Here is a 23,749-nt window from a genome sequence, read left to right as displayed (position 1 = left end):
CTTTCAACCCGACTTTACATGCTTTAGTGATTTGGAAAAATAGGAGCAGAAAAATGCGTTAAAGAGAGCTTTAAATACCCTTTGAAAGGCATTTGAAGATCCTTTGAGAACCCCTTAAAAACTCTTTAAAAAAAATAAATTGGTACAAAACCTAGTGGCAAAATATACAAAACCCGCTGGCAAGCTACAGAGAGCTTTAAATACCCTTTGAAAGGCATTTGAAGACCCTTTGAGAACATCTTTAAAACTCTTTGAGAATGTAGTTTGACACTAGGTTTTATACTAAGTGGGAAAAGGTGGGATTAGGTAGGAATACGTGATAATTTATTGTTTTTATGTATAAAATTTAGCATTAAATGCGCGTTTTGTCAAAATAGATTTTGACACCTAAAATTGTAAAAAAGAGCGAAAAATAGTAAAAATCAGAAAAAAGTGCGTTTTAAAGGTAAAAATGAGAGAGGGCTTTGAAAGGTCTTTGAAAACCCTGTGAAAAATTTTGAAAAGTCTGTGAAAGCCCAGAAAACCGCCTTTGAAGACCCTGTGAAAAAAATTCGGTAAATTGTGAAGCTCACTCCGAAATCAGCCAAAAATAACCAAAAAAGCAAAAAAGATTTCCATATATAAGTGGAAATCTCTAAAAATTGAGTAAAAAGTATTGTTTATCAATAATTTATATAAATTTTTTAATGTAAAAAGATTTCCACTTTCATTTTTCATATTAAAGAGGCATTAAGCTGTATCTTATGTAGTTTCTGGATGTGCATTTTCAGCTTCTATTTGACGCTTTAAATGCAGTTTTAAAAGAGGTAAAATAAGCTCTACTTCTTCCGTGTCGTTGATGTCTTGAACAAGCTCTTGCAACTTTATACAAAGCTCTGCCGCTAATTCCGCTATATCTTCAGGGGGGAGTTTTATATTTGCATCGCGATAGGTTGTATAAGCCACGCGACCGAGTTTTTTCATGAGTCCAGCAGGAATAGTTTGTGGTTTAAAACCAGCTGCTTTCGCTTTTGCCATGTCACTAAACATTTCGCCTTCACCCGTAACGAGCCAATGAGGATTAATGTTATAGGCCGTATAATAGGCGTTAATTGTTGAGCATGTTGGTTCGTGTGCTCCAATTTCATAATTGGCAAGGGTGCCACGTTGTAAATTAAGCCGTTGCGCAAAGATACTACGTTCTTCATTTCCGTAGATTCGTCTTATTTCACGTAGGCGTTTTGCTAGTTCTGTTTTAGGTTCTAGTTCGGGGCGTGCCAAAAATGCTCCTTATTCATATTTAGGTTCGTTTTAAATTACAGGATTTTAAAAAGATATTTCCCCATTTATCTTAGAGAGGCATTAAGCCGTATTTTGTGTAGTTTCTAGATGTACTCTTTCAGCTTCTATTTGACGCTTTAAATGAATTTTAAGGAGAGGGAAAGTTGCTTCGACCTCTTCCATGTCGTTGATGTCTTGAACAAGCTCTTGCAGTTTTCTATAAAGTTCCGCCGCGAGTTCCGCTATATCTTCAGGGGGGAGTTTTATTTTAGCATCGCGATAGGTTGTATAAGCTATGCGACCAAGCTTTTTCATGAGACCAGCAGGGATGGTGGGTGTCTTAAAATCCGCTGTTTTCGCTTTTGCTACGTCTGTAAACATCTCACCTTCACCTGTAGCTAGCCATTCCACAGATACACCGCAAATATTTTTGTAAATTACCAACATTGATACAGGTGGTTCGCGCAAACCAGTTTCGTAGTTACTCATAGTACTTTCAGGTACTGCAAGATGATCAGCGAATTGTTTGCGTTCCAAAAAACCAAGGGCAAGCCGTACTTCACGCAATCGTTTTGCCAGTTCTGTTTTAGGTTCTTTTTTAGGACGTCCCAAAAAAAATCACTCCTAATCCACATTTAGGTTGACTAATTCACAAAAGCGAATTATACATCTAATTACCGCCCGATATAGAGGGCAGATATTTTACAATTAACCCCACAAAAAACGGATGGTTTGAGCATCCGTTTGAAGCAGGAGCGAAGTTTATGACTATCACACAAGTATGGGATCGCCATAGTATTTTAGCCGAGCTACGCCGCCGTAATATGACCTTGGCGGAGCTCGCGAAAGCTTATCAACTATCGTCATCCAGTGTTCAACATATCTGGACACGGTCTAACGAGAAAGCCGAACGCGCTATTGCCGATTTTATCGGTTTGCCCGTTGAGCAAGTTTTTAGCGACCGCTACCCCAAAAGTCGCCGTCGCATTTTTAAAGCAGCAAAACATGCCAACACAGATTCGCGTGCGCATTCTGCTTTGCGCGGTAATGCTGCTTAAACTTCGTTACACGGCTTTGCGTTTTTGCGCATTTGCCATGAATTTAAATACCATAAGATAAAAAGGTTTATCAATGTCTAAAGATCAGTACGAAATAGGCAAGATAAATTGCATAGAGTTGCATCATAGAACAGCCGTTTGCATGGGTTGGTTCTGGCGATTAGATGGTGGTCATATTGTTTTTATAGGGGGTGGTTATGGTTGCTGCTTGTAATTTATGGATGCCAGAAGCCAGAAGCGATATCGTTAATCCTTATTCAGAAGTTGAACGTTTACAGGTGATGCTTTCCTGTTCTTTAAAAGCTGTGAGTAGTGGATTTAAGCATCTGCCGATCCGGTATATTATTGACCCTCCGCATGGTTTATTTGATGCGGCGTTAGCACGACAGATTGTTATTCATATTTTGCATTATCAGTTTGAGGTGCCACGGCGGCGTATTGTTGCGATACAGGCACGTCAGCGGACTTCTATTTCTCTATCTATGCAAGTGATTAACCGGCGTTTGGAAGAACCTGTATTTGCGAAAGCTTATCGAAGATGGGCGGGGCGTGCGATGGATTTGTTCTTTAAAGAGATCAGAAAGGTGGGGGCGTGATGGCACAGTTTCAAAAGCTTGCTCTTGATGTGATTGTGGTACCGGAGCGTATACGCCCTGTGGATGATGAGCATGCCAAGGCACTTGCACAATCAATGGCGCGGGAGGGATTGATGAATCCGATTACGGTGCGCCATACGCCCAATGCTAAGGAAGGCAATTATACGCTTATTGCTGGTGCGCATCGGCTTCGTGCTGCTGAGCTTTTGGGCTATAGTGACATTGATGCCGTTGTGGTGCAGGCTGATAAGGACAATGCCGCGCTTTTAGAAGTGGCAGAGAATTTGTTTCGCAATGAATTGTCTGTTATTGACCGTGCGCTTTTTGTCCAGACTTACCGCGAGTTGTGGGAAAAGAAGTATGGGGAAATTAAGGTTGGTCGAAATAAAAAATCAAAGGTGCAAGTTGCACCTTTGATCGGTGGTGAGACAGATTTTGAGAAATTGGTGCAACTTGCACCTATTTCTCAAATGGAGGGAGAAGATGGCAAGAGGAGAACTTTATCTTTTGCTAAACATGTGGCGGACCGCATTGGTTTCTCTCAAGATGTCGTGAAACGTCTCAACTGTATTTCCCAACATTTACAGCCAGAATTACGCTCTGTTTTGCGGGGGACGGCATTGGCTGATAATCAAGCGCAGTTGTTAAAATTAGCAAAGATGGAGCCGATTGCGCAACGGCGGGTGGCGATTGCTTTGCAACAGGTTGAGGGGGATTTACGGCGGGCTGTTGATTTGGTCAATGGGATTAATACACCTCCGCAAATTAATGAACAAGAGCGGGTTTTTGCTCAGTTATTGGGTGTTTGGCAGAGGGCGGATGCGCAGACACGGGCGCGGTTTTATGATTATTTGAACAAGCAATCGGGGGAGGTGCTGTCATGAAGAGGCATGGTTGTGGGCAGCTTGATTTTTTCCAAAAGCCGGTTTTTCCCTGTCGTGAACCCGTTGCGCAGATTGATTTAGGGCGGTTTCGCTCGCGCATTAAGCGTGCGATGGCGCGGGCTTTGAGAGAATGCCGGCATGAGCGCAGTGTGATTGCGGAGCGTATGGCGCATTATTTAGGGATTGGGTGTTTAAGTAAGGCGAGTTTGGATGCTTATGTTGCGGAAAGTAAGCAGGTGGATATTTCCCTGCCGCGGTTTAAGGCATTTGTGCGGGCGACAGAGGCATTTTGGCTCTGGGATGAGGTGGTGAGTGAAGATGGATTGTTATTGTTGCAAGGGGATGAGGCACGTTTAGCAGAAATTGCGCGGTTGCAGCAGGAACAGCGGGAGATTGCAGCGCAATTGAAAGCCATGCGCGCAACGCCGGTTCGCATTAAAAGGGGGCAGCCATGAAGGAATGGTTTACTATTGCCGAATTGGCTGAGGCAGCTTTGCCAGGGTTGCCGAAAACATATAAAAGTCTTGAAAACCACGGACGGGCATATTGGAGAAAAAACTCTGAACTTTCGAGGAAAGTGGGAGGCAAAACCAAGCCGGTTTGGGAGTATCACATTTCTTTATTGCCGGAGGGGGCGCGGGCGGCGTTGTTGGTGCGGTTTGGAGTGGGTGTTGATGTGAAACAAACGCAAGGGGAGCAAAAGACAAGCATTTGGGTGCGTTATGAGGGGCTTTCCAAGGCGCATAAAAGGCGCTGTGAAGAGCGTTTGAAGGCACTTTGCTTTTGGGAAGATTTACTCCATGCCGGTATGGGTGTGCATGATGCGGCAAGTTTGAGTGCGGTGCAATTTGGTGTGAGCCGGATGTCGCTTTTTAATTGGCGGCAGATGGTGGAGGGGTATGAGCGCCCTGATTGGTTGGCAGCGCTTGCACCTTGTTATGGTGAGGAGAATGTTTCGCAATTTGCGCCGTGTCATGAGGGGGCGTGGGAGGTTTTTTGTTCGGATTATTTGCGCCCGTCTCGCCCTGCTTTTTCGGCGTGTTATCGGCGGATGGTTTCGGTTGCGCAGGAGCGGGGTTGGCAGCCCATTCCTTCTGAGCGGGCTTTGCGGCGTCGTTTTAAGGCGCAAGTTTCCAAAGCGGTTGTGGTTTTAGCGCGTGAGGGAGAAGAAAAGGCAAAAAAGCTTTATCCAGCCCAACGGCGTGATCGCTCGAGCCTGCATGCACTGCAAGCAGTGAATATGGACGGGCATAAGCTGGATGTTTTTGTGAGCGTTCCTTGGACAGAGAAGCCTGTGCGGCTTTATCTGATAGCGATACAAGATCTTTATTCGGGCAAGATTTTATCGTGGCGCTTATCGGATGCTGAGACTTGGGAAATTGTTCGTTTGGTGATTGGGGACATGGTGGAAGCTTATGGCATACCGGAGCGTATGACCTTGGATAATGGGCGTGCCTTTACCAGCAAGTGGATTTCTGGAGGTGTGCAAAACCGTTTTCGTTTTAAGATTAAGCCGGATGATCCGCAGGGGCTTTTGACGAGCTTGGGTGTGCAATTGCAATGGACCACCCCTTATAGCGGACAGTCTAAACCGATTGAGCGGGCATGGCGTGATCTGGCAGAAGCGATTTCGAAACATCCCTTTTGTGCGGGGGCTTATACGGGCAATAAACCGGATGCCAAGCCTGAAGATTATGGCAAGCGCGCGATAGGATTTGAAGCGTTTAAAGCCCATGTTGGTGCGCAGATTGTGGCACACAATGCGCAAGCAGGGCGTAAGGCGGTTAATTGTGCGGGGCGCAGTTTTGATGAGACCTTTACTGAGAGCTTGCAAGCAGAGGGGACGATTATTCGGCAAGCAACGGCAGCACAACGGGCTTTATGGCTTTTAACCTCTGAGGCATTGCGTGCGCAAAAGGGTACGGGCGAGATCCATTTTTATGGCAATCGTTATTGGGCGCGGGCGTTGAATGAGCATGCGGGGAAAAAGGTGATTGTACGCTTTGATCCGGATAATTTGCATCAAGATTTACGGGTTTATGATTTGAACAATCGGTTGCTTTGTTTGGCACCATGCCTTTGTGATGTAGGTTTTTATGACCAGCAGGCGGCGCGCTTGAATGGGCGTTTGCGTAAAGAATATGTGAAGGCTGTTAAAGCAGAAAAACAGCTAGCGGCAAAGCTTGCGCCTGATCACTTGGCCGATGTTTATGGGCGCCTTGAGAAAAAGGATGAAGCGTTCAAATCGAAGCTTCCGATAAAGCCAAAGGTGAGCCGCTTGATGCCAAACAATGTGGGGAATTTAGCTTTGAAAGCAGACGATGATGAGGCTTTGGGGGAGGAAGAATTCAGTCAACACTTGCATAAAGCTTTGAGAAAGTTTTCCGCCTCTGATGAGGGGCGTGAGGTGATCAAGTTTCCCAAGCAATAGAATAAGGAACTAGGAAAAGAGAGGGGGGGGTTATAAGAATTCTCAAAAGGAAGCTGGTTTTGTATCGCGTATCAGCTTGAAGCGTTAACAAAGAAAGGGGGGGAGGAATCTTATCCATTTCATAGTCTAATCAATACATGAAGTTTCTAGGTGTCTTTGCCTGATCGGGTGAGATGCGTGGAGTTAGCAAGTTCCCTGATGTGTGAGAAAGAGAGGGGATTTGCAAGGTTAGCCGTTTTAGTATCGCGTACGGCTTTTAAATGTTCATTCTAAAGACAAAAGATAAGGGGCGGGTGGGAGCCCTTCCCCTTATCAACAGTCTAAAATCAATACGAGAGGGGAATATACATGAAAAACGCGATAAATGCAACGGTCGATAAAAATCCTTGGGCGCGACCTAAAATCCAGCCTAATGGAACAGCACAAAACCGCAACAGTGATGACATTGCTTTATGGAATGAGCTTGTGGATGCAGTGAGAGCTTTGGGGCAAATGAATGATTGGTCGAAAGCAGAGGTGGCGCGGCGCATAGGGATGCCGGATGGGACGTTTTCGCAATGGTATGCGGGCAGTTATGCGGGGCAATTGGGTAAGCAAAATGCAAAGGTTCAACAATGGGTTGAGGTTTTAAAGGAAACGGCGGGGTTTTTGGAGAAGATCCCTGAAAAACCAGCCTTTCAGAGAAATCGAATTGCCAGTGAGATTATTGATACTTTAACACTGGCACAAAGTACGGGGGATATGGTGATGATTACGCTTGATGCGGGCAGTGGTAAGACCGAAACCTGCCGCCATTATCGCTCTACCCGCCCGCATGTTTATCTGGTGACAGCCAGCCCGCATACGCGCAGTGTTCACGGTATTTTGAATGATATGGCAGCAGAATTGGAAGTGGTGGAATATAATCCCACCCGCTTAACGCGTGCTATTGGCAAAAAGTTAGAGCGCGTGGGCAGTGGCACGTTGTTGATCGTTGATGAGGCGCAAAATTTAACGGATGAAGCGATTAATCAGTTGCGCCACTTTGTTGATATCAATGGTACGGGGCTCGCTTTGGTTGGTAATGATGAAATCTCTGGACGGTTGGTTCATCGTCAAAATGGTCCCTCTTATGCGCAAATTAAAAGCCGATTGGCGATGCATTTGAAACGGCGCAAGCCCTATAGTGAGGATATTGCAGCGCGCATTCATGATTGGGGGATTGAAGATGTTGGTGCGATAAAGTTTTTGACAGGGATTGGCTTAAAGGCTGGTGCTTTGCGGCAAATTGACAAAACCATGATGTTGGCACGCATGGCAGCTCTTGGAGATGGGTGTGAGGTGACTTTGAAACATGTCAAAGCGGCATGGAAAAACCGTGACGTGGAGGAATTGGCATGATCTCTTTATGCGACAAAGAATTATCCGATACGCTTGTTGGTCTTTATGACGATTATCAATGCGGTTTTGATATTGGAGAACAGCTTAAATTGTGTGTTGATTTGGCGTTATTGCTTGAATTGGAGTTGAGTGTTCACCGTTTGGGGGAGGCGGATGCGGTTTTGGAAGCTGAAGTTGCAGAAGTTTTGGCTGAGTGTGAAGGCTCTGATGCGGATGAGAGCAATCGTGTGATTTATATGGATTTTGGAGGAAGCAAATGATGGAACGTAACCCCTATATGGTGAGAGAGTGCTTGATTGCTTTGCGCTCTGCCTTTTTACAGTATGAGGTGAATGGCATTTTTATGCATGGACAAGATGTTCGAGAATTGAATGAGTATTTGCGTCGTTTGGCAGGCTATAACCACGTTTTAGGTCATGAGCTTATGCGGTGTCGTTGGCAATTGAAAGCGGGATGTGCGCCTTCTTCAGGGGATGTTGTGCCATTTCGTCGGTTTCAAAAAACATAAGGAGGAAGTTGGTGATGAATCCACAAATTGAACTTGAAGGTACGCGTTATATGAAGGATGCGAAAGGGGCTTTGGTGCCGGTAAACCTGATCCGCCCTGCGGATTTGTTAGAGGATGAAACGGTGCGCAAAATTATGGGTTTTGCGAAAGAATTATCGGCAAGGATTGCACGTTTTAACAACCATACGATTGCGGATTTGAGTGATTTTGATAGCTTGCTTGCGCAAGAATATGGTGTGGAGCGGCGTGGCAAAAAGGGCAATTGTACTTACACAAGCTTTGATGGTTTGCAACGCATTAAGGTGCAGGTACAGGAAAGTGTTGATTTTGGACCGCAATTGCAAATTGCCAAAAGCCTTCTTGATGAATGTTTGAATGAATGGTCTGCGGATGCGCGCCCTGAAATCCGTGCGATTATTACGCGTGCTTTTAATACGGATAAAGAAGGCAAGGTGAATCGGGGGGAGATCTTTATGCTGTTGCGTTTGGATATTGATGATCCACGCTGGAAAGAGGCGATGCGTGCTATTCGTGAGTCATTCCGTGTGACGACATCTAAGGAATATGTGCGTTTTTATGAGCGTGATAGCCTAGAAAGCGCTTGGCGTGCTGTGACCATTGATTTGGCGAAGACATGAGGGAGGTAACATGTCTTTAGCTGTCCTTCATATGGGAAAACGCGCGTTAGGTCTTGATGATGAGACCTATCGCGCAATGCTCTATCGCTTAACAGGCAAGCAATCGGCGAAAGATTTGAGTGTTTTAGAGAAGCGTTTAGTCGTCGCTGAAATGAAAGCGTTTGGTTTTAAACCGAATGGGAAGCGTTTAGAGGGTAAATATGCCAAGAAGTTACAGGCGCTCTGGATTGCTGGGTGGAATCTTGGCATTATTCGTGATCGTTCAGACAAGGCGTTGCTTGCCTTTGTGAAAAGACAGACAGGGATTGATCATATTCGCTTTTTACGCGATAGCGATGATGCATGCAGAGCTATTGAGGCGTTGAAAGGTTGGTTGCAGCGTGAGGGTGGGGTTGACTGGAAAGGGAAAAACCGCGAAGATTCATGGAGGAATAAACCAAGCATTTCCATTTTGTGTGCCCAATGGAAGTGTTTGAATCCCGATGCTGTGTTTGATCTTGGGGCTTTTCACCAAAGTGTTATGGCGTTAAGTGGTAAAGCTTTGGGTGAGATGAGTGGGGGCGATTTTAGAGAAGTGATGAATGTTTGGGGGCGGAAAATCCGTAAAGGTGTTAAAAGCGAGGGGTAAGCATGTATGCAAGAGGAAATCTATAGCGATTTTCCTGCCTTATTGCGTGAAATAGCTGATGTTGCGGGCAGTGAAGCAGCATGGAATATGATGCGGGCTTTTGGTGGACGAGAAGTTTATATACCCGGGCGTCTTGAGAGTGCGGATTGGTTGATTGAAATTGTTGGGTTTGAAGAGGCGCAACAATTGATCAACCATTTTTGTTTTAATGGTTCGGGTGTGCGTCTTCTTATCCCCCTTGGCAGAGATGCTGAACGGCGGCAAAAAATGGTGCAAGCGTTGCAAAAAGGCTGGTCGGTTGATACTGCAGCTGCTGTTTCTGGTATGCATGTGCGCACAGCCTATCGCTTGAAAAAGAAAATTTCTTCAAAAGAACCACAAGGTTTATTATTTCCAGAGTTTTATGAGTATTGAGAGTTTTGACTGACAGTGTCAGGCTTATATTGGGGGGTTGAAATCCGATAAACTGCGCATGGATTTTTATGCATTGAGTGGTTTGTTATGGTTTCAATAGATGCTTCTTTTCTTCATCGCCTTGCGCCTAAATTGGCGCATCATGCGCGCCAAGATTTTATTATTGTTGAAATGGCACGCGTGTTGCCTAAAGCTTTATCTTATGGGGCACTCACAACACCGTTGCGTATTGCACATTTTTTAAGCCAATGTGCCCATGAGAGCGATGGCTTTTTTACCGTTTGTGAATATGCCTCAGGGCGCGCTTATGAGGGGCGGCGTGATTTAGGCAATGTCAACCCTGGGGATGGGGTGCACTTTAAGGGGCGTGGTTTGATCCAATTGACGGGGCGCAATAATTATCGTCGTTTTACGAAGTTTTGGCGCTTAGTCGATGAACAAGCTGTTGATTGTGAGGCATTTCCGCAAGAGCTGGAAAAGTTTCCAGCAGCGCTTTGGTCTGCTGTTTGGTTTTGGCAAATGAAAGGCTTGAATAGGCTGGCTGATCAAGATGATTATTTAGGGATTACCAAGGCGATTAATGGGGGCAAGAATGGACTTGTGCAACGTTTGATTTATTTGAACCGCGCCAAAAAGCTTTTGGGGCTTGGAGGCGAGGTGAAAGCATGAAGCCCTCTTATCGTGGCTCTAGGCTCTATTTATGGTGGTCTTTTTGGTTTGCTTGGGGGGTTATTTTTTTGCTCGTTTCTGGTGGTTTGTGGGGGGCTCCGCATATTGTTGATATGGCGAGCATTTCTATTCCTTCGATGGTGGCGATTATTGTTGGCAATCTGGGGGTGCATCGTGGCTTTGGCTCGTTGGATTTTTCTAATAGGAAACATTCCCATAAGCGGCATAGCAGCTCCTATGATGGGGTGGAGATAACGAGGTGGGGAGATAAAAGCAATGTTTAGCCCACTTTCAAAACTGTCTTTTGGTCTGCTTTTTTTGGTCAGTGTGATGTTGGCGGCTTTTGGCTTTATGAAAGCGCAAGTTTTAAAAGCGGAAAAGGCGCGTGATTTGTATTGGCAGTTGGAGATTGCCAAGGCTTCAGCACGTGCACTGCTTGTACAAGAGCGACAAAGACAAGCAGCGTTGGAAGCTGAGCATCAAGCGCAAGGGGTGATTTCGGCTTTGGAACAAAAGCTTGTGAAAATGGAGGGGGTCAATGCAGTATTGCCAACTACTGGCTGTGGTATTGGGCTTGAGCGTGTGCGCTTGCTCAACACACAAGCCGGTGGGTAGCCTTTCTTATCATTTTTTATCGGTTGAATTGCCGCCTGTTGTTCGCATGGCGTGTGCCCGCCCAGCTTTATTGCCAGAGCGTGCTTTGAATGCGCGTGAAGTGGTGCACTATTGGGGGCGTGATCGTGCTGCTTTATTGATTTGTGAACAGCGTAGAAAAGCTGCGGAGCGGGCGATTTTAGGCAAAAGAGAGGGGACTTTTAAGTGAATTTGGATATCAGTGTTGCCAATGGCTGGTTGTCTTTATTGTTATCGGTTATTGCGATTTGTGGGGTTTTGAGAGCCTATTTTTCTTCAGGTGCGCGGGAAATGCTGAAAGATATCACGGCGCTTAAAGAGCGTGTGCAAAAGTTAGAAACAGAGATGGACTTTTTGCCTGATCGTGATGCGCTGCAAAGATTGGAAGTGAATATGGAGAAATTGAATGGTCGTCTCAACACGCTTTCTGCACAATTACAACCGGTGGCAGCCATTGGTGAGCGCTTGCAAGAGTTTTTACTGGAGAATGCCAAGAAATGAAAGCAGATATGGATAAAATCATCCGTGAAGAAGCGCGGTTGATTATTTTAAAAGGGCTTGCTTGTGAGCGCAGTGAAACTTTATCGAGTGCGATGATTGAGCGGCTTTTATACAGTTATGGCATCAGGCGCGATCGCGATTTTGTGCATAATGAATTGGCATGGATGGAAGATCAAGGTGCTGTTACGTTAAAATGTGTGGGTTCGGTTTTTCTTGCGGCATTAACAGAACGGGGAGCACGTCATTTAGACCGGAGCTTTTCCATTGAGGGGATTAAGCGGCCTAAACGTTCATCAATAAAAGACGAGGTGAAGGATGCGCAAGGTCGGGCGTGGACGTTTAACGGCGATTGATTTATTGCCGCAAGCTTGTGATCAAATCATTGCAGAGGCGGCTGAGGCTTTAAATGGGCGTGAGAAGACGCAAAAAGCCATTTATGATGAATTTAAAGCAGCTTTGAAGGCTTTAAAAAAAGAAATGGGTTTAAGCTTTTCTATACCCTCCTTTTCCAGTTTTAATCGGTATTCTTTGCGGCTAGCCGTGATGTCACGGCGCCTAGAACAGACAAGAGAAATTGCAGCAAGCCTCTCGCAGCGCTTTGATGCTAAAGCTTCTGATAATATCACTCTTTTGACGGCGGCAGCGATTAAGGAGTTGATTTTTTCCACGTTGAGCAGTGGGAAAAACCTTTCGCCAAAGGCAGCACAAGAATTGGCCAATGCGCTTAAAGGCGTGTTGGCGGCTGAACATTTGTCGACCACGAGGCGGCAAAAGTTGGAAAAAGATTTTACCAGCAAAGCAAGCAAAGCGGTTGACGCAGCAGCAGCAGCGGCGGGGCTCTCAGAAGAAACAGCGCGAGCTATTCGTGCGCAGGTGTTGGGGGTAAAACATGGCTGAACAGCCCTTTTCAAAAAGTCATGTCTTTGATCATCAAAGTGGTTTTGATATTTGGCGGAAAAGTACTTTTCCCAAAGAGAGTGATCCCTTAGCGGAAGGCGTTTTGATGGCACATCAACGGGCATGGATTGAAGATAAGTCCCCATTAAAATTGGTGGAAAAGGGGCGGCGGACCGGCATTACTTTTGCAGAAGCTTTGGATGATACACTGATTGCGGCGGCGGCACGTGAAGCGAGGGGCGATAATGTTTTTTATATTGGTGACACCAAAGACAAGGGGCGGGAATTTATTGGCTATGTGAGCAATTTTGCTTCGGCAATTACGAGCCATAGTGGGGATGTTGAGGAATTTTTATTCTCTGATCAAAGGGCGGATGGTTCAACAAAATATATCTCTGCTTATCGGGTGCGTTTTGCTTCGGGGTTTCGGGTTGAGGCGCTTTCTAGCCGCCCTGAAAATATTCGCGGACTACAGGGCATTGTGGTGATTGACGAGGCGGCGTTTCATCAAGATGTGCGCTCTGTTTTGGATGCTGTCAATGCTTTGCTCATTTGGGGAGGAAAAATCCGTGTGATCTCCACCCATAATGGTGTGCTCAATCCTTTCAATGAACTGATCCGTGAGGCGCGAGCAGGTAAGGTTCCTTTTTCGGTGCATTGTTACCCCTTTGGTGTTGCTGTTAAAAATGGCTTGTTTAAACGTGTTTGTGCCATGAAGGGGGAGGTGTGGAGTCGAATTTCTGAACAACAATGGGAAGATCAAATTCGCGCGTCTTATGGGATACGTTTGAGTGCGATGCGCCAAGAATTAGATGCCATACCAGCCGATCAAGAAGGGGCTGCTTTAACACGCTTACAGATTGAAAATTGTTGTGCGCCTGATATTGCGGTGTTGCGTTTTGCTTGTGTGGATGATTTTAAAAATCAATCGGAACATCAACGAAGTGTTGCTGCTTTTGCTTGGTGTGAGAAACATATAAAACCTCTTCATATTGGGCTTGACCGGCGGCGCCAACATGTTTTTGGTGTTGATTTTGCCAGATCGGGCGATGCGACATCGATTGTGGTGATGGAGGTGGGACAAGATTTGGTGCGCCGTGTTCGGTTTATGGTGGAATTGCGCAATACGCCGTTTGATCAACAAAGAGAGATTTTATTTTATGGGGTGAATGGTTTGCCGCGTTTGATGGGCGGCGCGTTAGATGCGCGGGGCAATGGGGCTTATTTAGCCGAAAAAGCGGCGCAACGTTATGGAGCTCTTGTGAAGGAAGTGCCCTTGTCACAAAGTTGGTATGGCAAGGAAATGCCGGCTTATTTGGAAGCTTTTGGGGATGGGACGATTGTTTTGCCGCGCGATAGTGACATTGTTGCGGATCATCAAGCGCTTGCTTATGTCAATGGCATTGTGAAGATTCCAGACAATCATCGTTTTAAAGGCAGTGATGGTTTTATGCGCCATGGTGATAGCGCGATTGCTTGCGCTTTGGCTTATTTTGCCAGCCGCCAAACTCCTGAAATTTATGATTATACACCTGTGAGAGAGGCTTATCGTTTTGATGAAAGCTCGCTCTTTTCAACGCCTTTTTTTTCAACAATGCGATCAAAGATTTATTGATGGGATGATGAGATGGTAAAACTTTTAGATCAGTGGGGTAGGGCGCTTAATATCAAAGGGTTGGAGAGAGAAGTCGCAAGCCCTACCGTTGGCGGTGTTCGTGATGTGTGGTCACAAACCATTGTCAGTGGTCTGACCCCTGCGCAACTTGCTGATATTTTGCAACAGGCAGCAGAGGGTCATCCAGAGCAGTTTTTTCAACTTGCCGATGATATGGAAGAGCGTGATTTGCATTATCGTGCTGTGCTTGGCATGCGTAAAAATGCTCTCACAGGGGTGGAGCCTGGAGTGATTGCCGCAAGCAACAGTGCACAGGACAAAAAGATAGCAGATGCGGTGCGGGAAGTGATTAGTGCGCCTACCTTTGTTGATGATTATGTCACGGATTTGTTAGATGCTTTGGGAAAAGGCTATGCGGTTGTTGAAACTTTGTGGGACAAGAGTGCCAAGGAATGGTGGCCGGTTGCTTGGAAATGGCGTGACCAGCGGTTTTTTCAATTGGATCGACGGGATGGTTTTCATTTGCGTTTAAAAGAAGAGGGGTCTTTGCATGGAAGTGAATTGCCTGCTTATAAATTTTCTATTCACAGACCCAAGTTGAAAAGCGGTTTGCCTATTCGTTCTGGGCTTGCACGGCTTGCAGCTTGGGCTTTTTTGTTTAAATCTTATACCTTAAAAGATTGGATGGCATTTTTAGAAGTTTATGGCATGCCTTTGCGTGTGGGTAAATATGGGGCAAGCTCTTCTCATGAGGAACGGCGGGTTCTCATTCAAGCGGTGCGTGATTTATCCAGTGATGCGGCAGCGATTATTCCCAAAGAAATGGAGATTGAATTTATTGAAGCGGCAGGGGGCAGTGGCAATGCGGTGTTTGCTTCTAAGGCGGAATATTTAGATCGACAAATTTCTAAAGGTGTGTTGGGGCAAACCATGACGACGGATGATGGTGCGTCTTTTTCGCAAGCGCGCATTCATGAAAATGTGCGCCATGATATTGCCAGAGCTGATGCACGCCAATTAGCTTTAACGGCTAATCGTGATTTAATTGTGCCCTTTGTTGAGATTAATTTTGGGCGCCAAGAGCGCACTCCCCTTGTTTATTGGCCGATTTCGGAAAATGAAGACATTAAAGCGATTAGTGACGCTTTGGAAAAACTTGTGCCTTTAGGTTTGCGTGTTGGGGCGCAAGAAGTGCGCAATAAGATTGGTTTTTCGCAACCAACAAAAGAAGAAGATGTTTTAAAGGCTCCTGATAATGCGCTTGATGATGAGAGGGGAGAAAAGGCTCATGTTTGTGCTGATTGTGGAGGTGTTTTTGATGTTTCTGTGACAAGAGAGAGCAAGGGTGCAAAAGAGAAGGGTGGGAAATATCACGACGAATTGGACCGGCTTTCACAAGAAGCTTTAAGCGACTGGGAAGAGGACTTAGAACCCCTTTTAGAGCCTTTTAAAAAGCTTGTAAGAGAAGCAACAAGTTATGAGGATATCCTAAAAGGCTTAGATGAATTATTGGGTGAGATGGATCATCATGCATTAGCAGCGCGCTTGGCAAAAGTACAAATGATTGCACGTGGGCTTGGGTATCATGGATGAGGAACTTTTTAAAACCGCCCCTAAAGAGGTCACCCGTTATTTTGAAGCCAAGGCACTTGTTCCAAGCTTTGATTGGCGTGATATAGCACCAGAAGAACATGCCTTTTCCTTTACGGTGGCGAAATCGCTAGGCTATGATATTTTGGAGGATTTTAAGCGAGCGGTTGGAGAAGCCATAAAGCATCAAGTTCCTTTTCAAGATTTTCAAAAAAATTTGATGCCGATTTTACAGGAAAAGGGTTGGTGGGGTAAAAAGACTGCCATTGACCCCAAAACTGGTGAAAATAGCGTGGTACAATTGGGCAGCCCACGGCGTTTAGAAACGGTCTATTGGGCCAATACCATGAGTGCGCATGCGGCAGGTGAGTGGGAGCGCACACAAAATAATAAAGAATTTTTGCCCTATCTCACCTATGCTTTGTCAAGTTCAGAACATAAGCGTTTAGAACATGAAAGTTGGGTGGGGTTTACAGCACCTGTTGATGATCCGGTTTGGGATTGGCTTTATCCGCCCAATGGTTGGCGGTGTAAATGCAGTGTGCGACAGGTAAGCCGTTATGAAGCAGAAGATTTAGGCTATGAAGAGGGGGCAGAGCCACTTCATGTTGAAAAGCAGGTTTGGCACAATAAGCAAACGGGGAAAGTTGAGAAGATACCAAAGGGGATTGATCCTGGTTGGCATTCTAATCCTGGGAAACATCGGGCGCAAAATTTAAGCCGTTTTTTGAGTGATAAAGTCTCTGTGATGGGGGACAATGACAAACGCATTGCCATTGAAGATATTGTGGGTTCACCACTTTTGGAAGCCATGTTTGAAGGACGGATGCCTCGCGGGTTTATACCCATTGCACCGATACCACAAAAGGTGGGTGATGTTTTTGCAGCGGAAAATTCTCTTATTCGCTTATCCGCAGACAGTGTGAAACATATTTTGTTAGAGCATCAAGCGCGTGATCTTCGCTTGGATGATTTTCGAGGCGCCATTCAAACACTCATTCGCCCCCATGGAATTATCAGGCGAAAAGGTGTACCGAGCGTTGTGTTTTTGGGTGAAAATGATGGGGTATGGTGGCGCTTAGCGGTTAAATTTGTGGCAAGCAAACAAGAATGGTGGTTGACCTCCATGCATAAAAAAAAGCTCTAGAGAAATTGGACGCTTATTGGATGCGGCTGAAAAAAAGGGCGAGAGGTTGTTGTAAAGAGAACAACAGGAAGAAAGTCTTGTGTTCTTAACGGAAAAGAGGCGAGGAAAAAGAGAAGGCGTGGAGGGCGGTCAACTCCTCGCAGATCCGGTAAAACCGTCCTGGTATAACTGGCTCACGCCTCGTGGATAGAAGTAACAGTTTAAAAGTTTAAAAGCAATCTTTAAAAAAACGACTTGAGAAAAACCATGTTGGCTTTTGTGAAGAGAGTCGATGCGTGAGAAAATAAGAAGGCGTGGAGGGCGGTCAACTCCTCGCAGGTCCGGTAAAACCGTCCTGGCAAAACTGGCTCACGCCTTACCTCCAATGATATAATGTTTTTAAGCCAAAAAGCAATTTTTAAAAAAACGGCTTGAGAGAGGCTTTTTTTGTATAAGGCGATAAATTGTACCTCTAACTTCACAACGGCGCTCTATCGTCTTTGAAGTGCCTTTGAAAACGATTTTATGGGATGGTTTGGCACGGGGTTTTTCTCACAAGGAGAAGAATAGGGAAAAGAGTGCTTTTTTGAGAAATACTCTTTTGACTGACAGTGTCAGACTTATGGTGGGAGTAAGTTTCATGCATTGTATTGCCAGTGACAATTGTAAAGCAATAGGCAATGTATGGAACAGGAATTTCACGAAGATCAAAAAGATGGGGATGCAGAAACATTTCATGCTGCGTTAATAGATCTTTGCCAAGACGCCACCGTTAGCCAAGCGCCTGAATGGGTAGAGCTTTTGCCCAAAGCGCCCCATGTGAAGGCACGTGATGGACGACAATGGCATTATAACCCGCAAACGATTTTAAAAGCCTTTGCAGCCAATAAAGGACCGCTTGTGATTGATTATGAGCATGGGCAACATCACCGTGCGAGAAATGGTTTAGAAGCACCTGCCAGTGGCTGGATTGAAGAATTAGCAGAGCGGGATGGTGCGATTTGGGGGCGTGTTAAATGGACCGATATGGCCGCTAAAAAGATTGTTGCCCGAGAATATCGCTATCTTTCGCCTGAGTTTCGCCATTCCAAGAAAGGTGAAATTTTAAATTTAGCAGGTGCTGGTTTGGTGAACCGTCCAGCCCTTGTCATGACGGCTTTAAGCCGTGAACAGCCTTCCCCTATAACTTTGACGGAGAAAATGATGGATTTGACAGCCATTGCCAGTGCACTATCGCTGGCAGAAGATGCTAAAGCGGATGAGGTTTTAGCAACGCTTAAAGCGCGCGAAAAGGAACGCGTGGAATTAAATGCCCAATTAACAAAAGCGCGAGAAGATTTAGCGCTTTTGCAAGAAGAGCAAAAAAACAGTGCCATTGAGAGTCTTTTAGACAAGACCATTGAAGAGGGCAAGATTTTGCCGGCTGCTCGCGAGGAATATCGTGCGCTCTGTAGCCTTGAAGGGGGGATGGAGCATTTTAAAAGTTTGGTCGAGAAGTTGCCGGCGCTTGCCTCAACAAGCCCTTTAGAAGTGTGTGCCTTAGCGCAAGAACCAAAGCTTGCTCCAGAAGAGGTTGCCCTTGCGGCACGCCATTATCAGGAAGAGCAGAAGAAAAAAGGCTTCGACATCACCATTAGCCGAGCAGTTGAGTATATTAGCGAGCAAAAGGAGCGCCCATTATGAGTACGATGATTTTGATTAAATCTTTTCGCGCTGGAGATGTGATTTCACCTTATTGCATTGTTGCAGCGCGCGGTGACGGAATGGTGGCAACGGCTTCTGGTAAGGGTGATAAATTATTAGGGACTGCTGGGTCATTGAGTGCAAAGGCTGGTGAGATGATTGATGTTGGCCAATGTGGTTGGGGTGAAGTGGTTTGTGGAGGCAATGTTTCCTTTGGTGATTTTTTGACCTCTGACCCCAAAGGACACGCCATTAAAGCGGAAGCCGCAGATCGCACCATTGGTATTGCCATGAGTGATGGTTCTGCTGGTGATGTTATTTCTTTTAAAATTAATTAATCGAGGCATAAAATGAACAGACCTTTTCCCATTGATCCAACACTCACCGCTATTGCTATTGGTTATCGCAATCCAGCAGGTTCTCTTATTGGCGATAGAGTTTTGCCACGCGTTTGTGTTTTAAGTGAGGTGTTTAAATATAGTGAATTTCCTTTAGCAGAAAATTTTACCGTGCCTGAACTTGAGGTTGGGCGAAAAGGGCGCCCGAATGTGGTGGAATTTTCTGCCTTTGAACGGGAAGCCAGTGTCAAAGATTACGGACTTGATGATCTTATCCCCAATTCAGATATTGAAGCAGCGGCACGCGCACGGGCAGAAAAGCGCTCTCGTTATAACCCCGAAAAGACAGCTGTAGAGGGACTTGCCAATTTGCTAGAATTGGGGCGTGAAGTGCGTGTTGCAGCTCTTGTGCAAAGAAGTGAAAATTACGCACCAGAGCGGGTGATTACGCTTAAGGGTGAAAATAAATTTAGCGATTATGAGAAATCTGACCCTTATGCCACTTTAGATGAGGCGATGGATAAAAGTCTCGTCTATACGCCCAACACCATTGTGATGGGCAAAGTTGTTTGGTCAAAACTCAAACGTCATCCCAAAATCATTAAAGCCGTTAAAGGGGGTGGCACTGCTGATGGTTTTGTCACCAAGGCGCAATTTGCTGATCTGATGGAAATACACCCCGATCGTTTACTCATTGGTGAATCGCAAGTGAATTTGGCACGTAAAGGGCGTTCGGCACAATTGGCACGCGTGTGGGGCAATAAGATTGCACTGCTTTATATTGACCCTACCAAACAACAGGCAGATGGTTCGGTGATCAGTTGGGGCTTTAGCGCCCAGTTGGGCGAGCGTTTGTCTGGAGTGATCCAAGATCCAGATATCGGCTTGTCGGGTGGTAAACGGGTGCGTGTGGGGGAACGTGTGTGTGAATTGGTTGCCGCAAAAGATGCCGGTGTTTTGTTGCAAGAAGTTGTCTAAGGGAAACTTTTAAACATGGCTTATGCAAGCAAAACATTGATTGAAGAGCTCTGGGGTGATGACTTCTTGGATGACTTATGCGGGATGGATGAGAATTCTGATCCAGTTTTTTCAGAGCAAGCCATTGCCCGCGCGCTCGAACAGGCAAGTGGTGAGATTGATGTGCATTTGTCTCATCGCTACTCAATCCCCATTGCTGGACAGCCGGCGGCTCTGGGTATGATCTGTGTCAATATTGCTGTTTATAATTTAGCCATACGCCATACGGCACTGACCACGACTATTGAAGATCGTTACAAACAGGCGGTTGAACTCTTGAAACGTATTGCCGAAGGCAAAGCGGGTTTAGGCATAGATGAACCTAAAATTATGAGCGAAGATGGACCGGTTCGTGATGGGGCTTTTTTTCATGCCAAGCCGCGTTTGATGGGAAGGTAACATGTCTGTTGCAACCCATATTGAGATTAAAGAGACAGGGCTTGAAGCGGCTTTATCCTTTTTGCAAAAGGGCGCTGATAGCTCGATGGGGACTTTGGCACAAGGGGTTGGGCGTCTCATCCAAGAAAGCACAAGGCGGCGGATTCAAAGCGAAAAAAATTCTGCCCAAGGAGAGAAGTGGAAAAACAATTATGCCCGCACCTCCATTCTTTATGCCAGTGGGGCGCTTTCACGCTCCATTGATATGAAAGCTTCACCAGAACAGGTGATTGTGGGCTCTGGGTTGGTTTATGCGCGGATTCATCAATTAGGTGGGGTTATTCGCCCGAAAAATGGCAAGACACTGCGCTTTTTTCTTAAAAGCGGTAATGCACACCGCTTTGTTTGTGTGCATCAAGTGACCATGCCGGCACGCCCTTATTTGGGGCTTTCAGAGCACAATAAAGTGGAAATTGTCAAAGCGACAGAAGACTGGCTGGAAAGGGTCTTTTCATGAACCAAACGATCACACAAGCAGGGCGCATTAATCAGTTTCGTGAAGCGGTGATAAGGAGCCTTAAAGGCGCTTTGCCGGATGTGCGTGATTGCGGCTGTCAATTTGGACGTTTTAATTTAGAAGAACTTGAAACACAGATGCTGGTGGCTCCAGCAATACGGGTTGCGGTGTTAGAAAGCCGTTTGAATCCTGTAGCAAGTGGACAGATGAGTGCTGATCTTCATTTAGGGGCTTTTATTATTACCACTGGTAAAGAGCGTGATGTTTCCAGTTGGCTTTTAGCAGAAGCCATTGCGGTTTTATGCCATAGCGGGCAATTGTGGGGGCTAACGCATTTGAGTGCCCCGCGTGATGTCCAGATTGAACCGATTATTTCCGCGGCGATTAAGCAGCGTGGTGTATCGATAAGCGTGGTGGAATGGCACCAAGATTTGCATCAGTTGGGACAGGATATTTTTTGTGATGAAGGACAACTCAAAAGTGGTTTGATTTCATGTGATGATGAGGTGTTGCTATGAATGATGCGCATTTGTTGAGTGACACCTTGCGACAAATAATGAAGCGTCTTGATGCGCTTGAACGCTGTCTTGCCAACCAGCACATGATTGGGCGGGTTGTGCAAGTTGATGGCCATAGGGTGCGGGTGAAACTTTCCGAACAGGGTTCTAATGGACAAGCAGTTTTATCGCCTTGGCTACAAGCGCAAGAAGCTTCTGGCGCTCTCTCAAGCAATATGCCCCTCCATGTTGGTGATCCGGTGCGGTTATTAAATCCCCATGGCGAAATTGGTTCTGCCTCTCTGGTGGTGCGCGATAGTTATAGTGAGGATGCACCTAATCCCGCACGCTCTTTCCAAGAGTTGGCGCTCTGTTATGCCGGTGGCGCTTTGCGAATGACAAAAGATGAACTTATTCTCTCCCATGGGGAAAACCAAATCCATTTGAGTGAAAAAGGTTTGGTGCTTTCTCATCAAGCAACCCGTGTTGAATTAACGGGTAGTGTGCGGATTCAAGCAGAAGATTTACAGCATAATCAAAAATCTGTTGGCGCAAGCCACAAACACGGTGGGGTCAAAATGGGTCCCTCCACAACCTCTTCCCCTCTTTAAAGGAGTTTTATCATGCGTGAGAACATTTATGTTATTTTAACCAATGCCGATTTTGTTGCAGGCAAGCGTTCACTGGGCAAAGGTGAAGAAATTTGTTTAAGTGAGGAAGAGGCTAAATATCCGTTGCTGCTTGGTCAGATCGCTGAAAAACCAGCACCTGTTGTTTCTGCGCCCCCAACTGTTTCTACCACAAAGACAAGCAAAGGGGCTTAAAGCATGCGGTGCGGGATGAGCGAAAAGGATGGCTCTCTTTTATATGGCTTTGCGCATTGTCAACAGTCACTTCGTAAATGTCTGACGACAAGAATTGGGACACGGGTTTTGCGTCGTCATTATGGATGTGATGTTGGAGCATTCCAAGACGCCAATGCTGATCCTGCGACGATGATGCAGCTTTATCAAGCAATTGTTGAAGCACTCGATGATCCAGAGTGTGGAGAGCCTGGGTTCTCGTTGCAGAGGATTGATCTGACAAAAGCAACGCGTGAAGGCACGTTCCATTTTGTTTTAACGGGTGTTTTTTATCCCAATGGGCATTTGGGAGATTGGTCACACCAAGAGCCAATGAGCATCAATTTAGAGGTTGGTGATGACTGAGTTTGAACCTTTATCCATTCTACAATTTCCTTGGCCACAAATTCCCCCTCCACAACTCCCTTTGCCACAAATTATTGAAGAGCTTTCTGTTGAAGCAATTTTAGAGCAAAAGATCACGCGTTTGACTGAGCTTTTTGCAGCACATCATATTCCTTATAATGTAGAAAAAACCGCTTATGATCCCGTGGTCATTCAATTGCAAGCGGCGGCTTATGAAGAGTTGCTATTGCGCCAGCGAATTAATGAAGTGGCGCGAGATAATTTACTCACATTTGCCCGTGGAACAAGTTTAGATCATTTGGGGGATTTTCATGGGGTCACGCGCCTTTTGGATGAAGATGATGAGCGTTTGCGCCGCCGCATTCGCTTGAATAGACAAGGACATTCCACAGGTGGCACAGCGCCACGTTACCAATATTTTGCCCTCTCAAGCGATATCCATGTCAAAGATGCTTTTGTTTATCGTGAGGGTAAAAGTCCGCTTATTCATGTTGCGCTTTTTAGTGACACCCCTTCAGGGGTGGCTGATGAGGCTTTAATTGCAAAGGTGCAAGCAGCCCTTGATGCCCCCCATGTTAAAATGACCAATGACCACATCCTTGTGAAAAGCGCGGTACAGCGGATGATCAATGTTTCTGCTGATTTTTGGTTGTTACCGGATGAAGGCTCCTTTGTTTTGGAAAGAGCGGAGCAGAATTTAAGAGCAGAATGGGCGCATGCGCAAAGGCTTGGGCGTGATTTGTCTTTAAGTTGGATACTAAGCCGCTTGATGGTTGAGGGCGTTCACCATGTGAACATAACGCAACCTTGTGAGGATATTTTGGTCGCACCTGATGAAGCTGTAGCTTTGGGGGATATTGTCTTATCATTACGGGGGCACGCTTATTGATGCTTTCCTCACTTTTGCCCCCAAATTCGAGCTTGTTTGAACGTTGTCTTGCTGACGCAATGGCTGTTGATCCTCACGTTAAAACGGCACTCGAAGAAATACCCCGCGCGAAATTTATTACGCGTCCGCCTTCTTGGTTGCCCTTTTTAATAGACGAATATGGCTTACAAGAATTAAACCCTTATTTCTCTACCCTTTATGATTTAATTGATCAGGGTCTTGCATGGCAAAATATTCGCGGCTCCCTTGCGGCAATAGAGATAGGGCTTGAATGGCTAGGGATTTCGGCACGCTTTCAACCTGCCTGGACGGGGCGCGCATGGTGGAATTCCTTTCAACTTGATTTTGATCAGTTGCCTGAACGCAAAAGCCTTGAAGCCATTGAAGCGATTAC

Annotated in this window: 35 protein-coding genes; 33 read left to right on the top strand and 2 right to left on the bottom strand. The window is 45.8% G+C overall.

The features are described 5' to 3' along the window. Positions 1 to 741 precede the first annotated feature (741 nt). Positions 742 to 1,260 carry a helix-turn-helix domain-containing protein gene (locus ACFILA_RS08005; protein WP_375660959.1) on the bottom strand — a complete coding sequence of 173 codons (519 nt, stop codon included), beginning with the start codon at positions 1,258 to 1,260 and terminating at the stop codon, positions 742 to 744. An 81-nt stretch (positions 1,261 to 1,341) separates the two neighbouring features. Further along, the gene (locus tag ACFILA_RS08000; protein WP_375660958.1) at positions 1,342 to 1,872 is read right to left on the bottom strand and encodes a helix-turn-helix domain-containing protein; all 531 of its coding nucleotides are present in this window, start codon (positions 1,870 to 1,872) and stop codon (positions 1,342 to 1,344) included. 152 nt (positions 1,873 to 2,024) lie between these two features. Here ACFILA_RS08000 and ACFILA_RS07995 point away from each other — a divergent pair, with 152 nt between their 5' ends. The 33 genes from ACFILA_RS07995 to ACFILA_RS07835 form a co-directional block, all read left to right on the top strand. Next, positions 2,025 to 2,318, top strand: coding sequence for a helix-turn-helix transcriptional regulator (locus tag ACFILA_RS07995; protein ID WP_183194530.1), 294 nt, complete (start codon positions 2,025 to 2,027; stop codon positions 2,316 to 2,318). A 73-nt stretch (positions 2,319 to 2,391) separates the two neighbouring features. Beyond that, positions 2,392 to 2,532, top strand: a complete 141-nt coding sequence (locus ACFILA_RS07990; RefSeq protein WP_273755279.1) for a hypothetical protein — start codon at positions 2,392 to 2,394, stop codon at positions 2,530 to 2,532. Next, the gene (locus ACFILA_RS07985; protein WP_375660957.1) at positions 2,516 to 2,914 is read left to right on the top strand and encodes a hypothetical protein; all 399 of its coding nucleotides are present in this window, start codon (positions 2,516 to 2,518) and stop codon (positions 2,912 to 2,914) included. The genes ACFILA_RS07990 and ACFILA_RS07985 overlap by 17 nt, the downstream gene beginning before the upstream one ends. Then, positions 2,914 to 3,798, top strand: a complete 885-nt coding sequence (locus ACFILA_RS07980) for a ParB/RepB/Spo0J family partition protein (RefSeq protein WP_375660956.1) — start codon at positions 2,914 to 2,916, stop codon at positions 3,796 to 3,798. The genes ACFILA_RS07985 and ACFILA_RS07980 overlap by 1 nt, the downstream gene beginning before the upstream one ends. After that, positions 3,795 to 4,253, top strand: a complete 459-nt coding sequence (locus ACFILA_RS07975) for a hypothetical protein (protein ID WP_012232200.1) — start codon at positions 3,795 to 3,797, stop codon at positions 4,251 to 4,253. The genes ACFILA_RS07980 and ACFILA_RS07975 overlap by 4 nt, the downstream gene beginning before the upstream one ends. After that, on the top strand, positions 4,250 to 6,229 hold the full coding sequence (locus ACFILA_RS07970; protein ID WP_375660955.1) for a transposase domain-containing protein: 1,980 nt from the start codon (positions 4,250 to 4,252) through the stop codon (positions 6,227 to 6,229). The genes ACFILA_RS07975 and ACFILA_RS07970 overlap by 4 nt, the downstream gene beginning before the upstream one ends. Before the next feature lie 348 nt (positions 6,230 to 6,577). Further along, positions 6,578 to 7,609 carry an AAA family ATPase gene (locus ACFILA_RS07965; protein ID WP_375613740.1) on the top strand — a complete coding sequence of 344 codons (1,032 nt, stop codon included), beginning with the start codon at positions 6,578 to 6,580 and terminating at the stop codon, positions 7,607 to 7,609. Further along, a complete protein-coding gene (locus ACFILA_RS07960) occupies positions 7,606 to 7,869 on the top strand; it encodes a hypothetical protein (RefSeq protein WP_375660954.1) in 264 nt (87 codons plus the stop codon). The genes ACFILA_RS07965 and ACFILA_RS07960 overlap by 4 nt, the downstream gene beginning before the upstream one ends. Further along, on the top strand, positions 7,866 to 8,117 hold the full coding sequence (locus ACFILA_RS07955) for a hypothetical protein (RefSeq protein ID WP_375627417.1): 252 nt from the start codon (positions 7,866 to 7,868) through the stop codon (positions 8,115 to 8,117). Before ACFILA_RS07960 ends, ACFILA_RS07955 begins: the two co-directional genes overlap by 4 nt. Before the next feature lie 14 nt (positions 8,118 to 8,131). Beyond that, a complete protein-coding gene (locus ACFILA_RS07950) occupies positions 8,132 to 8,755 on the top strand; it encodes a DUF3164 family protein (protein WP_375627429.1) in 624 nt (207 codons plus the stop codon). Positions 8,756 to 8,765: 10 nt separating this feature from the next. Continuing rightward, complete coding sequence (locus ACFILA_RS07945) at positions 8,766 to 9,383, top strand: regulatory protein GemA (protein ID WP_375660953.1); 618 nt, start codon at positions 8,766 to 8,768, stop codon at positions 9,381 to 9,383. A gap of 6 nt (positions 9,384 to 9,389) precedes the next feature. Then, positions 9,390 to 9,797, top strand: coding sequence for a helix-turn-helix domain-containing protein (locus ACFILA_RS07940; protein ID WP_375612315.1), 408 nt, complete (start codon positions 9,390 to 9,392; stop codon positions 9,795 to 9,797). A gap of 87 nt (positions 9,798 to 9,884) precedes the next feature. Further along, on the top strand, positions 9,885 to 10,466 hold the full coding sequence (locus ACFILA_RS07935) for a glycoside hydrolase family 19 protein (RefSeq protein WP_375612316.1): 582 nt from the start codon (positions 9,885 to 9,887) through the stop codon (positions 10,464 to 10,466). Continuing rightward, positions 10,463 to 10,750, top strand: a complete 288-nt coding sequence (locus ACFILA_RS07930; protein WP_375612317.1) for a hypothetical protein — start codon at positions 10,463 to 10,465, stop codon at positions 10,748 to 10,750. Before ACFILA_RS07935 ends, ACFILA_RS07930 begins: the two co-directional genes overlap by 4 nt. Beyond that, a complete protein-coding gene (locus tag ACFILA_RS07925; protein ID WP_375660952.1) occupies positions 10,743 to 11,081 on the top strand; it encodes a hypothetical protein in 339 nt (112 codons plus the stop codon). Before ACFILA_RS07930 ends, ACFILA_RS07925 begins: the two co-directional genes overlap by 8 nt. After that, positions 11,074 to 11,289 carry a hypothetical protein gene (locus tag ACFILA_RS07920; RefSeq protein ID WP_375613747.1) on the top strand — a complete coding sequence of 72 codons (216 nt, stop codon included), beginning with the start codon at positions 11,074 to 11,076 and terminating at the stop codon, positions 11,287 to 11,289. The genes ACFILA_RS07925 and ACFILA_RS07920 overlap by 8 nt, the downstream gene beginning before the upstream one ends. Beyond that, entirely contained in the window at positions 11,286 to 11,600 is a 315-nt protein-coding gene (locus ACFILA_RS07915) for a DUF2730 family protein (RefSeq protein WP_375607966.1), read from the top strand. The genes ACFILA_RS07920 and ACFILA_RS07915 overlap by 4 nt, the downstream gene beginning before the upstream one ends. Continuing rightward, the gene (locus tag ACFILA_RS07910; protein ID WP_375612320.1) at positions 11,597 to 11,953 is read left to right on the top strand and encodes a hypothetical protein; all 357 of its coding nucleotides are present in this window, start codon (positions 11,597 to 11,599) and stop codon (positions 11,951 to 11,953) included. Before ACFILA_RS07915 ends, ACFILA_RS07910 begins: the two co-directional genes overlap by 4 nt. Further along, positions 11,916 to 12,497 (top strand): phage protein Gp27 family protein, encoded by a 582-nt coding sequence (locus ACFILA_RS07905; RefSeq protein ID WP_375612321.1) that lies wholly within the window; start codon positions 11,916 to 11,918, stop codon positions 12,495 to 12,497. Before ACFILA_RS07910 ends, ACFILA_RS07905 begins: the two co-directional genes overlap by 38 nt. Next, entirely contained in the window at positions 12,490 to 14,112 is a 1,623-nt protein-coding gene (locus ACFILA_RS07900; RefSeq protein ID WP_375660951.1) for a hypothetical protein, read from the top strand. The genes ACFILA_RS07905 and ACFILA_RS07900 overlap by 8 nt, the downstream gene beginning before the upstream one ends. A 12-nt stretch (positions 14,113 to 14,124) precedes the next feature. Further along, positions 14,125 to 15,705, top strand: coding sequence for a DUF935 domain-containing protein (locus ACFILA_RS07895; protein WP_375660950.1), 1,581 nt, complete (start codon positions 14,125 to 14,127; stop codon positions 15,703 to 15,705). Next, the gene (locus ACFILA_RS07890; protein ID WP_375660949.1) at positions 15,698 to 16,849 is read left to right on the top strand and encodes a phage minor head protein; all 1,152 of its coding nucleotides are present in this window, start codon (positions 15,698 to 15,700) and stop codon (positions 16,847 to 16,849) included. The genes ACFILA_RS07895 and ACFILA_RS07890 overlap by 8 nt, the downstream gene beginning before the upstream one ends. Positions 16,850 to 17,512: 663 nt before the next feature. Continuing rightward, positions 17,513 to 18,511, top strand: a complete 999-nt coding sequence (locus ACFILA_RS07885; protein WP_375660948.1) for a phage protease — start codon at positions 17,513 to 17,515, stop codon at positions 18,509 to 18,511. Then, positions 18,508 to 18,849: a hypothetical protein gene (locus ACFILA_RS07880; RefSeq protein WP_375613753.1), complete on the top strand. Its 342-nt coding sequence runs from the start codon at positions 18,508 to 18,510 to the stop codon at positions 18,847 to 18,849. Before ACFILA_RS07885 ends, ACFILA_RS07880 begins: the two co-directional genes overlap by 4 nt. A 12-nt stretch (positions 18,850 to 18,861) precedes the next feature. Further along, positions 18,862 to 19,827 carry a capsid protein gene (locus ACFILA_RS07875; RefSeq protein ID WP_375613754.1) on the top strand — a complete coding sequence of 322 codons (966 nt, stop codon included), beginning with the start codon at positions 18,862 to 18,864 and terminating at the stop codon, positions 19,825 to 19,827. Between the two features lie 15 nt (positions 19,828 to 19,842). Next, entirely contained in the window at positions 19,843 to 20,265 is a 423-nt protein-coding gene (locus ACFILA_RS07870; protein WP_375624209.1) for a gp436 family protein, read from the top strand. Between the two features lies 1 nt (position 20,266). Next, on the top strand, positions 20,267 to 20,761 hold the full coding sequence (locus ACFILA_RS07865) for a phage virion morphogenesis protein (protein WP_375631564.1): 495 nt from the start codon (positions 20,267 to 20,269) through the stop codon (positions 20,759 to 20,761). Further along, positions 20,758 to 21,279, top strand: coding sequence for a hypothetical protein (locus ACFILA_RS07860; RefSeq protein ID WP_375660947.1), 522 nt, complete (start codon positions 20,758 to 20,760; stop codon positions 21,277 to 21,279). Before ACFILA_RS07865 ends, ACFILA_RS07860 begins: the two co-directional genes overlap by 4 nt. Continuing rightward, a complete protein-coding gene (locus tag ACFILA_RS07855; RefSeq protein ID WP_375631567.1) occupies positions 21,276 to 21,869 on the top strand; it encodes a baseplate assembly protein in 594 nt (197 codons plus the stop codon). Before ACFILA_RS07860 ends, ACFILA_RS07855 begins: the two co-directional genes overlap by 4 nt. A 12-nt stretch (positions 21,870 to 21,881) precedes the next feature. Beyond that, positions 21,882 to 22,082 carry a hypothetical protein gene (locus tag ACFILA_RS07850; RefSeq protein ID WP_375660946.1) on the top strand — a complete coding sequence of 67 codons (201 nt, stop codon included), beginning with the start codon at positions 21,882 to 21,884 and terminating at the stop codon, positions 22,080 to 22,082. Between the two features lie 3 nt (positions 22,083 to 22,085). Next, entirely contained in the window at positions 22,086 to 22,466 is a 381-nt protein-coding gene (locus ACFILA_RS07845; RefSeq protein WP_375613760.1) for a GPW/gp25 family protein, read from the top strand. Then, on the top strand, positions 22,459 to 23,355 hold the full coding sequence (locus tag ACFILA_RS07840) for a baseplate J/gp47 family protein (protein WP_375660945.1): 897 nt from the start codon (positions 22,459 to 22,461) through the stop codon (positions 23,353 to 23,355). Before ACFILA_RS07845 ends, ACFILA_RS07840 begins: the two co-directional genes overlap by 8 nt. Further along, a partial coding sequence (locus ACFILA_RS07835) for a phage tail protein (RefSeq protein ID WP_375660944.1) occupies positions 23,355 to 23,749 on the top strand: 395 nt, incomplete at its 3' end. The genes ACFILA_RS07840 and ACFILA_RS07835, both read left to right, overlap by 1 nt.

Source organism: Bartonella sp. CL71SXKL, assembly GCF_042194935.1.
Taxonomy (GTDB): Bacteria; Pseudomonadota; Alphaproteobacteria; order Rhizobiales; family Rhizobiaceae; genus Bartonella.
Note: the sequence above shows the minus strand (reverse complement) of the source record. Positions and strands in the feature narration are given on the sequence as shown.

Excerpts from the sequence above, each read along its gene's own strand:
- ACFILA_RS07995 (WP_183194530.1), top strand. The coding sequence starts at position 2,025 with ATGACTATCACACAAGTATGGGATCGCCATAGTATTTTAGCCGAGCTA.
- ACFILA_RS07990 (WP_273755279.1), top strand. The coding sequence starts at position 2,392 with ATGTCTAAAGATCAGTACGAAATAGGCAAGATAAATTGCATAGAGTTG.
- ACFILA_RS07985 (WP_375660957.1), top strand. The coding sequence starts at position 2,516 with ATGGTTGCTGCTTGTAATTTATGGATGCCAGAAGCCAGAAGCGATATC.
- ACFILA_RS07980 (WP_375660956.1), top strand. The coding sequence starts at position 2,914 with ATGGCACAGTTTCAAAAGCTTGCTCTTGATGTGATTGTGGTACCGGAG.
- ACFILA_RS07975 (WP_012232200.1), top strand. The coding sequence starts at position 3,795 with ATGAAGAGGCATGGTTGTGGGCAGCTTGATTTTTTCCAAAAGCCGGTT.
- ACFILA_RS07970 (WP_375660955.1), top strand. The coding sequence starts at position 4,250 with ATGAAGGAATGGTTTACTATTGCCGAATTGGCTGAGGCAGCTTTGCCA.
- ACFILA_RS07965 (WP_375613740.1), top strand. The coding sequence starts at position 6,578 with ATGAAAAACGCGATAAATGCAACGGTCGATAAAAATCCTTGGGCGCGA.
- ACFILA_RS07960 (WP_375660954.1), top strand. The coding sequence starts at position 7,606 with ATGATCTCTTTATGCGACAAAGAATTATCCGATACGCTTGTTGGTCTT.
- ACFILA_RS07955 (WP_375627417.1), top strand. The coding sequence starts at position 7,866 with ATGATGGAACGTAACCCCTATATGGTGAGAGAGTGCTTGATTGCTTTG.
- ACFILA_RS07950 (WP_375627429.1), top strand. The coding sequence starts at position 8,132 with ATGAATCCACAAATTGAACTTGAAGGTACGCGTTATATGAAGGATGCG.
- ACFILA_RS07945 (WP_375660953.1), top strand. The coding sequence starts at position 8,766 with ATGTCTTTAGCTGTCCTTCATATGGGAAAACGCGCGTTAGGTCTTGAT.
- ACFILA_RS07940 (WP_375612315.1), top strand. The coding sequence starts at position 9,390 with ATGCAAGAGGAAATCTATAGCGATTTTCCTGCCTTATTGCGTGAAATA.
- ACFILA_RS07935 (WP_375612316.1), top strand. The coding sequence starts at position 9,885 with ATGGTTTCAATAGATGCTTCTTTTCTTCATCGCCTTGCGCCTAAATTG.
- ACFILA_RS07930 (WP_375612317.1), top strand. The coding sequence starts at position 10,463 with ATGAAGCCCTCTTATCGTGGCTCTAGGCTCTATTTATGGTGGTCTTTT.
- ACFILA_RS07925 (WP_375660952.1), top strand. The coding sequence starts at position 10,743 with ATGTTTAGCCCACTTTCAAAACTGTCTTTTGGTCTGCTTTTTTTGGTC.
- ACFILA_RS07910 (WP_375612320.1), top strand. The coding sequence starts at position 11,597 with ATGAAAGCAGATATGGATAAAATCATCCGTGAAGAAGCGCGGTTGATT.
- ACFILA_RS07905 (WP_375612321.1), top strand. The coding sequence starts at position 11,916 with ATGCGCAAGGTCGGGCGTGGACGTTTAACGGCGATTGATTTATTGCCG.
- ACFILA_RS07900 (WP_375660951.1), top strand. The coding sequence starts at position 12,490 with ATGGCTGAACAGCCCTTTTCAAAAAGTCATGTCTTTGATCATCAAAGT.
- ACFILA_RS07895 (WP_375660950.1), top strand. The coding sequence starts at position 14,125 with ATGGTAAAACTTTTAGATCAGTGGGGTAGGGCGCTTAATATCAAAGGG.
- ACFILA_RS07890 (WP_375660949.1), top strand. The coding sequence starts at position 15,698 with ATGGATGAGGAACTTTTTAAAACCGCCCCTAAAGAGGTCACCCGTTAT.
- ACFILA_RS07885 (WP_375660948.1), top strand. The coding sequence starts at position 17,513 with ATGGAACAGGAATTTCACGAAGATCAAAAAGATGGGGATGCAGAAACA.
- ACFILA_RS07880 (WP_375613753.1), top strand. The coding sequence starts at position 18,508 with ATGAGTACGATGATTTTGATTAAATCTTTTCGCGCTGGAGATGTGATT.
- ACFILA_RS07875 (WP_375613754.1), top strand. The coding sequence starts at position 18,862 with ATGAACAGACCTTTTCCCATTGATCCAACACTCACCGCTATTGCTATT.
- ACFILA_RS07870 (WP_375624209.1), top strand. The coding sequence starts at position 19,843 with ATGGCTTATGCAAGCAAAACATTGATTGAAGAGCTCTGGGGTGATGAC.
- ACFILA_RS07865 (WP_375631564.1), top strand. The coding sequence starts at position 20,267 with ATGTCTGTTGCAACCCATATTGAGATTAAAGAGACAGGGCTTGAAGCG.
- ACFILA_RS07860 (WP_375660947.1), top strand. The coding sequence starts at position 20,758 with ATGAACCAAACGATCACACAAGCAGGGCGCATTAATCAGTTTCGTGAA.
- ACFILA_RS07855 (WP_375631567.1), top strand. The coding sequence starts at position 21,276 with ATGAATGATGCGCATTTGTTGAGTGACACCTTGCGACAAATAATGAAG.
- ACFILA_RS07850 (WP_375660946.1), top strand. The coding sequence starts at position 21,882 with ATGCGTGAGAACATTTATGTTATTTTAACCAATGCCGATTTTGTTGCA.
- ACFILA_RS07845 (WP_375613760.1), top strand. The coding sequence starts at position 22,086 with ATGCGGTGCGGGATGAGCGAAAAGGATGGCTCTCTTTTATATGGCTTT.
- ACFILA_RS07840 (WP_375660945.1), top strand. The coding sequence starts at position 22,459 with ATGACTGAGTTTGAACCTTTATCCATTCTACAATTTCCTTGGCCACAA.